Annotated in this window: 11 protein-coding genes; 9 read left to right on the top strand and 2 right to left on the bottom strand. The window is 62.8% G+C overall.

Going from position 1 to position 11,984, the window contains the following annotated elements:
- Positions 1 to 60: 60 nt before the first annotated feature.
- Positions 61 to 654: a BPSL1445 family SYLF domain-containing lipoprotein gene (locus NCS00_RS27700; RefSeq protein WP_008346946.1), complete on the top strand. Its 594-nt coding sequence runs from the start codon at positions 61 to 63 to the stop codon at positions 652 to 654.
- Positions 655 to 660: 6 nt separating this feature from the next.
- On the opposite strand, the gene NCS00_RS27705 is transcribed toward NCS00_RS27700, so the two are convergent.
- Positions 661 to 2,697 (bottom strand): NADH:flavin oxidoreductase, encoded by a 2,037-nt coding sequence (locus tag NCS00_RS27705; protein ID WP_008346949.1) that lies wholly within the window; start codon positions 2,695 to 2,697, stop codon positions 661 to 663.
- A 123-nt stretch (positions 2,698 to 2,820) separates the two neighbouring features.
- Here NCS00_RS27705 and NCS00_RS27710 point away from each other — a divergent pair, with 123 nt between their 5' ends.
- Positions 2,821 to 3,444 (top strand): TetR/AcrR family transcriptional regulator, encoded by a 624-nt coding sequence (locus NCS00_RS27710; RefSeq protein WP_175981473.1) that lies wholly within the window; start codon positions 2,821 to 2,823, stop codon positions 3,442 to 3,444.
- A gap of 156 nt (positions 3,445 to 3,600) precedes the next feature.
- Entirely contained in the window at positions 3,601 to 4,584 is a 984-nt protein-coding gene (locus NCS00_RS27715) for a phytanoyl-CoA dioxygenase family protein (protein ID WP_250441528.1), read from the top strand.
- Between the two features lie 46 nt (positions 4,585 to 4,630).
- Here the strand turns inward: NCS00_RS27715 and NCS00_RS27720 are convergent, their stop codons facing one another.
- A complete protein-coding gene (locus NCS00_RS27720; RefSeq protein ID WP_008346954.1) occupies positions 4,631 to 5,521 on the bottom strand; it encodes a LysR family transcriptional regulator in 891 nt (296 codons plus the stop codon).
- 97 nt (positions 5,522 to 5,618) lie between these two features.
- On the opposite strand from NCS00_RS27720, the gene NCS00_RS27725 reads away from it, so the two are divergent.
- From NCS00_RS27725 to NCS00_RS27750, 6 genes are all read left to right on the top strand, one after another.
- Positions 5,619 to 6,818 carry a YbfB/YjiJ family MFS transporter gene (locus NCS00_RS27725; RefSeq protein WP_250441529.1) on the top strand — a complete coding sequence of 400 codons (1,200 nt, stop codon included), beginning with the start codon at positions 5,619 to 5,621 and terminating at the stop codon, positions 6,816 to 6,818.
- Between the two features lie 74 nt (positions 6,819 to 6,892).
- On the top strand, positions 6,893 to 7,765 hold the full coding sequence (locus NCS00_RS27730; protein ID WP_250441530.1) for a GNAT family N-acetyltransferase: 873 nt from the start codon (positions 6,893 to 6,895) through the stop codon (positions 7,763 to 7,765).
- Positions 7,766 to 7,770: 5 nt separating this feature from the next.
- Positions 7,771 to 8,697: a 2-hydroxyacid dehydrogenase gene (locus NCS00_RS27735; protein WP_250437461.1), complete on the top strand. Its 927-nt coding sequence runs from the start codon at positions 7,771 to 7,773 to the stop codon at positions 8,695 to 8,697.
- Positions 8,698 to 8,869: 172 nt separating this feature from the next.
- Positions 8,870 to 10,279, top strand: a complete 1,410-nt coding sequence (locus NCS00_RS27740) for an aspartate aminotransferase family protein (RefSeq protein ID WP_250441531.1) — start codon at positions 8,870 to 8,872, stop codon at positions 10,277 to 10,279.
- Between the two features lie 43 nt (positions 10,280 to 10,322).
- Complete coding sequence (locus tag NCS00_RS27745; protein WP_008346961.1) at positions 10,323 to 10,820, top strand: Lrp/AsnC family transcriptional regulator; 498 nt, start codon at positions 10,323 to 10,325, stop codon at positions 10,818 to 10,820.
- A gap of 95 nt (positions 10,821 to 10,915) precedes the next feature.
- Positions 10,916 to 11,980: a tartrate dehydrogenase gene (locus NCS00_RS27750; protein ID WP_008346962.1), complete on the top strand. Its 1,065-nt coding sequence runs from the start codon at positions 10,916 to 10,918 to the stop codon at positions 11,978 to 11,980.
- Positions 11,981 to 11,984: the final 4 nt, after the last annotated feature.

An 11,984-nucleotide genomic window follows, 5' to 3' on the forward strand; every position in this document is an offset into this window, starting at 1 on the left:
CTCTGCGCAATACGCTTGTATAGTGCGAGAGCCCACGATACTGTCGATGAGAGGAACCGTATGAATCAGAAGAACAAGAGGCGTCTTTTGCTCACCGGCGGCATGGCGGCGGCGGCGCTGTGCATTGCCGGATGCACGACCACGGGTCCGTCGTCCGGCGAAACCGCAGCCGGCACGGCCGATCGCGATCGCGCCATCGACGCCGCCGTCGATGCGACGCTGCAACGGTTATATGTTTCCGTGAACGGCTCGCGCGAGCTCGTGAGCAAGGCGCGCGGCGTGCTCGTTTTTCCTCGCGTGATCGCGGCGGGCTTCTGGTTCGGCGCGCAATATGGCGAAGGCGCATTGCGTATCGATGGCCGCACCGACGGCTACTACAGCACGGCGGGCGGCTCGTTCGGCTTGCAGATTGGCGCGCAATCGAAAGCGATCATCTATGTGTTCCTGACCGACGATGCGCTCGCGCAATTCCGTCGGCGCGACGGCTGGGCGGCCGGCACCGATGCGACCGTCGCGGTCGCCAGGCTCGGCGCGAACGGCCAGCTCGATACGACCACGGCCACCAATCCCGTCGAGGTCTTCGTGCTGACGAATGCCGGTCTCATGGCCGGCGTGTCGCTCGAAGGCACGAAGGTCAGCCGGCTGAGTCCGTAACCGCGCTCACAGATCCTTCACCAGACGAAGTGCGTCATAGATCGCGGCGTGCGTGTTGCGCGCCGATACCGCATCGCCGATTCTGAAAAGCTGGAACTGTCCTTCGGGATTCGTCTCTCCGCTCTGCGGCCTGCCGTCGATGAGTTCGTCGTAATTCACCGCGCCGCGGTTTTTCGATAGCGGCTTGAGCTCGAAGTAAAGCTCGTCCATCGGAATCGTGCCGTGATTGACGACGATCTGATCGTGACGCTGCTCCTTCGTCACGCCGCCGTAATCGCTGCCGATGGTCGCCACCAGTTCACCGCCCTCGCGACGCACCGATTCCAGCCGGAACGTCACCGTGAAGGTGGTCGCGAGCTTTTGCAGCGAGCGCATGTAGGGCACGAGATTCATGCTCATGACTTCGGGCGAGAACGAGCGGTCGGGCGTCATCACTTCCACCTTGCCGCCCGCCTGCGCGATCGTTTCGGCAGCCTGAAGCGCGGCGTGATCGCCGGCATCGTCGAAGATGAGCACGTTCGCGCCGGGCTTCACGTCGCCGGAAATGATGTCCCACGACGAGACCACATGCTCGTTGCCTTCGCTGCAAACCTCCGTGTGCGGCATGCCGCCGGTCGCGACGATCACTACATCGGGTTGCGCCGCGAGCACCGTTTCCGTATCCGCCCACGTATTGAACTTGAACCGCACGCCGAGCTTTTCGCACTGCGCCATGCGCCAGTCGATGATGCCCATCATCTCCTTGCGGCGGACGTTCTGCGCGGTGAGACGAATCTGGCCGCCGGGATCGTTCATCGCTTCGAGCACGACGACGTCATGCCCGCGCTCGCCCGCGACGCGCGCCGCTTCGAGTCCCGCCGGCCCCGCGCCGACGATGACGATCCTGCGCTTCGTCGCGGCCGGCGCGATGGTGTGCGGCATCTCGAGTTCGCGGCCCGTCGCGGCATTGTGGATGCACAGCGCCATGCCGCCCTGATAGATGCGATCGAGACAATAGTTCGCGCCCACGCACGGACGGATGTCGTCCTCCCTGCGCTCGATGATCTTGCGCACGATATGCGGATCGGTCATGTGCGCGCGCGTCATGCCGACCATGTCGAGCTTGCCGGCTTCGATCGCATAGCGCGCCGTGGCGACGTCCTGAATGCGCCCGGCATGAAACGTCGGAAAGTCCGTCGCCCGCCTGATCTCGCCCGCGAACTCCAGATGCGGCGCGCTCTTCATGCCCATGATCGGGATTACGTCGGTCAGGGCGGCATCCGTTTCCAGATGCCCGCGAATGACGTTGAGAAAATCGACGAGACCGCTGTTCTTGAGGCGCATCGAAATCTCGATGCCCTCTTCCTTCGTGATGCCGCCCGCGAGCATTTCATCGGCCGTATAGCGAAGGCCGACGAGAAAGCGCTCCCCGACGCGCTCGCGAATCGCGCGCAACACATCGAACGTGAAGCGCATGCGGTTATCGAGCGAACCGCCATATGGACCTTCGAGCGTATTCGTCAGAGGCGACCAGAACTGGTCCATCAAATGACCATACGATTCGATCTCCATCCCGTCGAGCCCGGCTGCTTTCATGCGCTCGGCCGCATCCGCGAAATCGCGCACGATGCGTTCGATGTCCCAGTCTTCCAGCTTCTTCGGGAAGGTCCTGTGCGCAGGCTCGCGGCAATGCGAAGGCGACACCGCGGGCAGCCAGTCGCCCGTGTCCCAGCGCGTGCGCCGGCCCAGATGCGTCAGCTGGATCATCACCTTCGCGCCGTGCTCGTGACATTCGTCGACGAGATCCTTCATCCACGGCACCACTTCGTCCTTGTACGCGAGGATGTTGTTGAAGACCGGCGGACTGTCCTTCGAAACCGCTGCGGAGCCGGCTGTCATCGTCAACGCGATTCCCGCTTTCGCCCTTTCGACGTGATACGCCCGATAACGCTCCTTCGGCATCCCGTCGTCGGCGTAAGCCGGTTCATGCGAGGTCGTCATGATCCGGTTTCGAAACGTGAGATGTTTCAGCGTATAGGGCTGCAGCAGCGGATCCGTGGACATGAGCGCCTCTTCGAAGCAAGTGGGAACGAACGCCGGTTGTGAATCAAGCGTAGAAGCTCTGTACACATGTGTCAAGTAGAGAGACAATGGTGTACAGCGGAACGCATACAGGAAAAAAACGAAATGGATCAGACCCTCGACGCGGTGCGCGGCTCCGCCGACATGTGGCTGGACGCGGCGTACGAAGGGCTTCTCGAAGGAGGCGTGGATGCGGTCCGCATACTTCCGCTCGCAAAAAAGCTGAATCTTTCGCGCACGAGTTTTTACTGGTTCTTCAAGGACCGCGAGGAACTGCTTGCCGCGTTGCTCGGCCGATGGAAGCAGAAGAACACCGGCCACTGGATCGAACGAACCGAGGCATACGCGGACAGCGTGTGCGAAGCGATGCTCAACGTCTTCGACTGCTGGTTCGACGATTCGCTCTTCGACTCGCGCTTCGAAGCCGCGATGCGCAGTTGGTCGCAGCAATCGCAGGAGATCGCGGAGCAGATGGCGCAGGACGATGCGCAACGCATCGCGGCATTGACGGCGCTGTTCGTGCGCTTCGACTATGAACCGCGCGCCGCCGACGTCCGCGCGCGCGTCGCGTATTACACGCAGGCCGGCTATGTGTCGATGAAGCTCCACGAAGACATGGCGGTGCGCATGTCGCGCATTCCGGAATACGTCGAAGTTTTCACCGGCGTGCGGCCGCAGCAACACGAGCTTCAGCGCTTCTACTCGCGGCGCAACTTCGAGTTCGAGTGAGCGGCCGCTTATTGCCGCTTATTGCAGCTTATTGCCGCTTGAGGCCAATCCCTTGGCGGAATCGGTCAGGTGCGACGTGAGTCCGATCGCCCGGCATAGGCTTGTGCGGAACATTCAGTCCGCGTGCAGCCGGTCTATTCCGCCTTTGGGGCCATCATGTACAAAATCCTCAGTCCGATTGGAACCGAGATAGAAATTCCGGAAACGGTCGAAGAAAATTCGGCCACGTTCGACCTGACCGACCTCGCTGGCGCAAAGCAATACTACGAGGAAAACGGCTATGTGGTCGTGCGCCGCGTCGTGGACGGGGCCGCGTGCGATTCGATCCGCAATGCATTCGATAAAACGGTCAAGCCATACCCCGGATACATCTACCGGCAGGCCACTGCGAATCCGGAAAAAAACCGGATCAACGAATACGGCTTCGTGATGAATCCGCTGCTCAACCTTCAGTCGCTCGGCGACGTAGCGTTCGCGCCGCTCAAGAATCTCGCGGTGAAGGCGTTCGCGAGCACGCCTGTCAAAGCCATTACACGCGAGATTTTTTCGGAAGAAGGCAAGCTCGTGCAGAGCATGTATTTCGAAGGCAACGCGGAGACGTGGCCGCATCAGGACACGTATTACCTCGATAGCGAACTGATCGGCACGATGGTCGGATGCTGGTACGCGCTCGAAGATATCGACGCGGGAGCCGGGCGTTTCTTCGTCGTGCCGCAAAGTCATCGCATCGACATGGTGAAGAACGGAAAAAACTTCGACGTCGCGTTCAATCACGGCCAGTACAAGGAGCTGGTCAAGAAGATCCTCTCCGAACAACGGCTCGAATTTCGCGCGCCATTCCTGCAGAAGGGCGACGTGCTTCTATGGAATTCGAAAACGATTCACGGCAGTCTGCGCACGACGCGTCCGCAATTTTCGCGCAGCTCTCTGACGTCGCATTTCATTCCGGTTTCTCACCGCTTCCTGCAGTTCCAGTCGAAGATCAAGCCGCTGAATCTGCGCGAGTTCAACGGCATGGCGTTCAATTGCCCGAAGGACATGGAGCGGTTATCGAGCCGCGTCGTGCTGGGCATCGAAACGACCTTTCCCAAGACATTCCAGATGGCAAAGAAACTGGCCATCAAGGCGCTCGTGAAATGAGATTCGCCCGCGTCATTCGATAGCTAACTGATGCCAGACGACATCGTCACGCCGCCTTTGCGTCATCGGGACGTTCCGCCAGAAGCTCGCGCATCGCGTTGAGCGCGGCCGAAAAATGCCCCTTGCGCCAGACGAGCAAGGTGTCGATGCGACCGAATTCGCCCATCGGATGCAGATCCACTTCGTCATCCAGACGCGCGAGTTCGAGCACCGAGCGCGGCGCCACCGCGACGCCCGCACCGGCCGCCACGCACGCGACGATCGCGTGATACGAACCCAGTTCCAGCACCCGCGCGGGACGGATGCCCTGCTGCTCGTACCAGCGCGTCGCGTATGAGCGATACGCGCAGCCACGCTCGAACGCGATGAGCGTGAGGCCGGCGCTCGCCTGCGCCATCGTCGACGGATGCTGCCCGCGCGGCGTGACGAGCGTCAGTTCCTCCTCGAACACTGGCACGGACTCGAATTGCTCGGCGGGCAGCGTGTCGGGCTCGATCGGCCGCGCCATCACCGCCGCGTCGACTTCGAACGCACGCACGCTGTCGATGAGCGCGCGCGTCACGCCCGTCGTCAGTTCGAGCGTGACCTGCGGCCAGCGCTGGTGATACGCGGCCAGCACGCGCGGCAGACGGCTCGCGGCGGTGCTCTCCATCGTCCCGAGCCGCAGCCGCCCCTGCGGACGATTCTCGCTGACCGCATGACGCGCCTCCTCCGCGAGCGCGAGCAGACGTTCGGCATACGGCAGCAGGGTTTCGCCGGCGGGCGTCAGCACGAGACGGCGGCCATCGCGGATGAAGAGATCGGTGCCGAGCGTCTCCTCCAGTTGACGGATGCGCGTCGTCACGTTCGACTGCACGCGATTGAGCTTCGCGGCCGCGCGCGTCACGCCGTTTTCGCGCACGACGGCCCTGAAAATGTTCAATGCAGACAAATCCATGATCTTTTCCGAAGATTGATCGCATCTCGATTATTCATTTTTCAAGATGGATCGGTCAAGCTACGATGGGGTTTATCCCTTCTTCGCCGACCGACTCATGGCCTCGCACGCTCACGCTTCGCCGCTGCCCGCGCATCACGCCCGAAACGCCGCGCTCGCGTGCGCCGTCGTGCTGGCGGTGGCGCTCGGCGTCGGCCGGTTCGCCTTCACGCCGCTCCTCCCGCTGATGCTCAACAGCGGCGCGCTCGATATCCGGCACGGCGGCTGGCTCGCATCGGCCAATTACGCCGGCTATCTGATCGGCGCGTTGTCGTGCGCGGCGATCCGCATCGATCACGCGCGCATGGTGCGTCTCGCGCTCGCGGGGACCATCGCGCTGACGCTCGCGATGGGCATCATCCATCTCTTCTGGATGTGGGCCGCGATACGTTTCGCGGCGGGCGTCGTCAGCGCGTGGGCCTTCGTGTTCGCGTCGCAATGGGGATTGCGCCGGCTCGCGGAACTCGATGCGCACGGTCTCGCCGGCGTCATCTACGCGGGGCCGGGCGTGGGCATCGTCGCGACCGGTTTGCTCGGCGCGGCCGCCGCGGCGCTCGGCGTGCCCGCGCCATCGGTATGGATCGGATTCGCGCTCTGCTCGGCGGTGGCGGGCGTGTTCGTGTGGCAGGCGTTCGCGCATCGGGCGCCGGTCGCGCGCAGCCCGGCGCATGCCGCCAAAAGCGTGGCGAACGCATCGGCGCGCGTCGATTCGATCGGGCTCGTCGGCCTTTACGGTCTCGCGGGATTCGGCTACATCATCACCGCGACGTTTCTGCCCGTCATCGCGCGACAGGCCTTGCCGGGCTCGCCGTGGCCCGATCTGTTCTGGCCTGCCTTCGGACTGGCGCTGATCGCCGGCGCGCTGGTCGCCGCGCGGCTGCCGCTGTCGTGGGACAACCGGCTGCTTTGCGCTGCGTGCTATCTGATTCAGGCGCTCGGCATCTTGCTCGGCATCGTGTTTCCGAGCGCGCTCGGCTTCGGCATCGGCAGTCTGCTGCTGGGCTTGCCGTTCACGGCCATCACCCTGTTCGCGATGCGCGAAGCGCGCCGTCTGCGCGGCGAAGCCGCAGCCGGATTGATGGGATACGCGACCGCCTCATACGGGCTCGGTCAGATCGCGGGACCGCTCGTCGCCGCACCGATCGCCGCGCACACCGGATCGTTTTCCATCGCGTTGTGGATCGCGGTCGCGGCGCTTGGATTCGGCGCGGCCGGATTGACGTGGCTCGGAATGCGCAACAAGGCAAGCGCCGCGTAAGCAACAGGATCGTCCTATCCGCGCGCGAGGGCCGCGTGTCACAGTGGCGGGCATCCTCTGACGTGGAGCATGCCGTGTCCGCTGCCGAAACATCCACTCTGCTGTATCGCCCTTTCACCGCCGATGACATCGCCGCCGCTCACGCGCTTTCGGTCGAAGTCAAATGGCCGCATCGCGCCGACGACTGGCGCTTCGTGCTCGACGCCGGCGCGGGCTTCATCGCGCAGGAAGGCGAGCGTGTCGTCGGCACCGCGCTGTGCTGGAAGTACGGCGACGATGGCGGATCGCTCGGCATGGTGATCGTCGCGCCGGACTGCCAGGGCAAAGGCATCGGCCGCAAGCTGATGGAACTGCTGCTCGAAGCGCTCGGCAAGCGCATCACCGTGCTGCACGCGACGCCCGCAGGCGAGCCGCTTTACGCGAAGCTCGGGTTCGCGCGCATCGGTGCGATTCATCAGCATCAATCCGCCGATTTCGCCGTGCCGCGCATCGATCTCGCGCAAGGCGAGCGCCTGCGTGCGATCGATCCGCGCGATACGAATGCACTCGTCGCGCTTGCATCGCGCGCAAGCGGACTCGATCGAAGCACGCTCCTGCCTGCGTTGCTGAAAGTTGCCGACGGCATCGTGCTCGAACGCGACGGCGAAGTGCTGGGCTTCGCGCTGATCCGCGAATTCGGGCGCGGCCATGCAATCGGTCCGGTGGTTTCCGTCACCGCCGACGCGCAGCACGCGCGCCGCGCGCAAGCGCTCATCGCCCATTGGCTCGCGCGTGACGAAGGCAAGTTCACGCGCATCGACACGCCCGATGAAAGCGGCTTGTCGGCGTGGCTCGAAAGCATCGGCATGAAACGCGTCGATACCGTCATCAAGATGGCGCGCAATGGCACGCCGCCGCATGACGCATCGGTAGCGCAGTTTGCGATCATCAACCAGGCGCTGGGTTGAACACGATGACGATCCTCTATAAAGCCGATCCCGAACGCGGCAAGCAATGGGCCACGCACTTCGCGCTGAAAGCGCCCGACGTGCCGTTTCGCGTATGGCCCGATATCGGCGATGCCAATGCCGTGCGCTATCTCGCCGCGTGGCAGCCGCCCGCGGATGTCATGCAGACATTCCCCAATCTCGACGTGATCTTCTCGGTCGGCGCGGGCATCGATCAGTTCGATCTGTCCGGCGTGCCGCCGCATGTCGCGGTCGTGCGGATGACGGAGCCGGGCATCGTCGAAGGCATGGTCGAGTATGTGACGCAAGCCGTGCTCACGATTCATCGCGATCTTTTCGATTACGCCGCGCAGCAACGCGAGCGCGTGTGGCGCGAGATGCCGGTGCGCGCGGCTTCGACGCGGCGCGTCGGCGTGCTCGGTCTCGGCATGCTCGGCACCGCCGTGCTGAACACGCTGCGTGCGTTCGGCTTCGATTGCGCGGGCTGGAGCCGTTCGCCGCATGAGATCGAAGGCGTCGAATGTCATGCGGGCGCGGCATCGCTCGATGCGTTTCTCGCGCGCACCGATATCCTCGTGTGCCTGCTGCCGCTCACGGATGCGACGCGCGGGCTTATCGGCAAACGCGTGTTCGAGACCTTGCCGAAGGGCGCATCGTTCATCAATGTCGGGCGCGGTCCGCATGTGATCCAGCAGGATCTGCTCGATGCGCTCGATAGCGGGCATCTGAACGCCGCGATTCTCGACGTCACCGATCCCGAGCCCTTGCCGCGCGAGCATCCTTTCTGGACGCACCCGCGTGTGCGTCTCACGCCGCATATCGCGAGCGCCACGCGGCCCGAAACCGCCGTCGAAATGGTGTTGGAGAACTTGCGCCGTCATCGCGCGGGCGAGCGCATGATCGGCGAAATCGACCGCACGCGCGGCTATTGAATCGTCGGGCAAAGACCGCGAAGGCCGCAGCAGAAAATGCTGCGCGCCCCCCGCAAAACGCTGCGGATTCGCTTTTTGGCGATTTTTTTGGCGATGCACGCGATGCGGCTCTGCCGATAGTATGAAACGGTCAAGAGCCATTCCGCCCCCTTCGCGAAGAGAGAGCCGCATCATGTCGATCAAGTCGCTTGTCGAGTCCGACCGTAAGCATCTGATTCATCCAGTCGTCAGTTATCGCGCGCATGAAGCGCGCGGCGTCACCGTGCTCGATTCCGCCGATGGCGTGTTCCTGCGCGACATCGAAGGCCGCGAACTGCTCGATGCGTTCTCCGGCCTGTGGTGCGTGAACACGGGTTATGGACACGCGAGCATCGTCGAGGCCGCCGCGAAGCAGATGGCGAAACTGCCCTACGCCACGGGCTATTTTCATTTCGGCTCGGAGCCTGCCATCGAACTCGCCGCGAAGCTCGTCGAGCTCGCGCCTGCTTCGCTGCAACATGTGTACTTCACGCTCGGCGGCTCCGATGCCGTCGATTCCGCGCTGCGCTTCATCACGCACTACTACAACGCGACGGGCCGTCCGTCGAAGAAGCATTTCATCGCGCTGCAACGCGGCTATCACGGATCGTCGTCGATCGGCGCGGGCATGACCGCGTTGCCTGCGTTCCATCGCAACTTCGATTTGCCGCTGCCGACGCAGCATCACATTCCTTCGCCGTACGCGTACCGCAACGATTACGCCGATGACGCCGCGCTCATCGCCGCTTCGGTGCAAGCGCTCGAAGCCAAGGTCGCGGAACTCGGCGCGGACAACGTCGCCGCATTCTTCTGCGAGCCGATTCAAGGCTCGGGCGGCGTAATCGTGCCGCCCAAAGGCTGGCTGAAGGCGATGCGCGAAGCGTGCCGCAAGCTCGATATCCTCTTCGTCGCGGATGAAGTCATCACGGGCTTCGGCCGCACTGGCCCGCTCTTCGCGTGCGAAGGCGAAGGCGTCGAGCCCGATCTGATGACGGTCGCGAAGGGACTCACCGCGGGTTATGCGCCGATGGGCGCGGTCCTCATGTCCGATGCGGTCTACCAGGGCATCGCGGATGGCGGAGATGTGTCGGCGGTCATCGGTCATGGACATACGTATTCGGCGCATCCGGTGAGCGCAGCGATCGGCCTCGAAGTGATGCGGCTGTATCACGAAGGCGGCCTGCTCGCGAATGCGCAATCGCTGGCGCCGCGTTTCGCGCAAGGGCTCGACGCGTTGCTCGGTCATCCGCTCGTCGGCGATTCGCGGCATCGCGGCTTGCTCGGCGCGCTCGAACTCGTCGCCGATAAAAACAGCAAGCGCGGCTTCGATGCATCGCTCAAGCTGCCCGACCGCATTGCCGCCGCAGCTTATGCAAACGGCCTCGTGTTCCGCGCATTCGGCGATAACATTCTCGGCTTCGCGCCCGCGCTTTGTTATACCGAAGCGAACTTCGACATGCTGTTCGAGCGCCTCACGAAGACACTCGACGATGTACTCGCGCAAAGCGACGTGCGCGATGCATTGAAAGGCGCATCGGGCTTTAGTTCGCGCGCGGCTGCGTGATAACATCGACCGACCGCCGACATGCGAGACCGAACCCGCCGCGATGAGCACCGACAGCAAGCTGGACCGAATCGATCTGCGTATCCTCTCGCAATTGCAGAAGCGCGGGCGCATCACGAACGTGGAACTCGCCGATGCGGTCGGCCTCTCGCCCAGCCCTTGCCTGATTCGCGTGAAACGGCTGGAAAAGGCGGGTTATATCGTCGGTTATGGCGCGCAGATTCAGCTCGAAAAGCTCGGCGACGTGCAGGTGGTCTTCACCGAAGTCACGCTCGCCGATCATCGCCGCGAAGACTTCATCAACTTCGTGAATGCCGTGAAGGATGTCGACGAGATCGTCGAATGTCATCTCGCGAGCGGCGGTTACGACTATCTGCTCAAGTTCGTCACGCGCAGCGTGAGTCACTATCAAAGTATTATCGAAGGGCTGCTGGAGCGCGGCATCGGCATCGAGAAGTACTTCAGTTACGTCATCATCAAGACGTCGTTCGTGAAGACGCATTACCCGCTCGAAACGCTCTTCTCGCAGAACCATCACTGAGGCGCGCGCCTCTCATTCTCATGCATTCAACGGACGCACGCGCTTTATGCACGTGCGTGCTTTTTATCGTCGATCATTTTCACGCGGAGTAGCACATGTCCAGCAAATATCGTATTGCCGTGATTCCGGGCGACGGCATCGGCAAGGAAGTGATGCCCGAAGCAGTGCGCGCGCTCGACGCGGTGAGCAAGCGCTTCGGTATCGAACTGGAGTACCGGCATATCGAATGGGCAAGTTGCGATTACTACGCGCAGCACGGCCAGATGATGCCGGACGACTGGAAGGCGCAGTTGCAAGATGCCGATGCGATCCTGTTCGGCGCGGTCGGCTGGCCCGATACCGTTCCCGACCATATCTCGCTGTGGGGCTCGCTGCTCAAATTCCGGCGCGAGTTCGATCAATACATCAATCTGCGCCCCGCTCGTCTTTTCGATGGCGTGCCCTCGCCGCTCGCGAATCGCAAGGCGGGCGATATCGACTTCATGATCGTGCGCGAGAACACCGAAGGCGAGTATTCATCGGTCGGCGGCACGATGTTCGAAGGCACCGAACGCGAGTTCGTATCGCAGACGTCGATCTTCACGCGCAAGGGCGCGGAGCGCGTGTTGAAGTTCGCATTCGATCTTGCGCAAAAGCGCGAGAAGAAAGTTACCGTCGCAACTAAAAGCAACGGCATTTCGATCAGCATGCCGTGGTGGGATACGCGCGCCGCCGAAATCGCCGCGCAGTATCCCGAGATCAAGTGGGACAAGCAGCACATCGACATTCTGTGCGCGCGCTTCGTACTGAGCCCGGATCGCTTCGATGTGGTCGTCGCCACCAATCTCTTCGGCGACATTCTTTCCGATCTCGGTCCGGCCTGCACGGGCACGATCGGCATCGCGCCTTCGGCCAACATGAATCCGGAGCGCAACTTCCCGTCGTTGTTCGAGCCGGTGCATGGCTCCGCGCCGGATATCGCGGGCAAGGGCATCGCGAATCCCGTCGCGATGATCTGGTCGGCGGCGATGATGCTCGACTTCCTCGGCGAACGCGAAGCACACGATGCGATGCTTGCCGCGATCACGGCGGTATTGAAGGAAGGTCCGCATACGGGCGATCTCGGCGGCAAGGCGAAGACGACGGAAGTCGGCGCGGCCATTGCGCAAATGCTCGCCTGACTTT

The organism is Caballeronia sp. AZ1_KS37, from assembly GCF_023631165.1.
GTDB lineage: Bacteria > Pseudomonadota > Gammaproteobacteria > Burkholderiales > Burkholderiaceae > Caballeronia > Caballeronia zhejiangensis.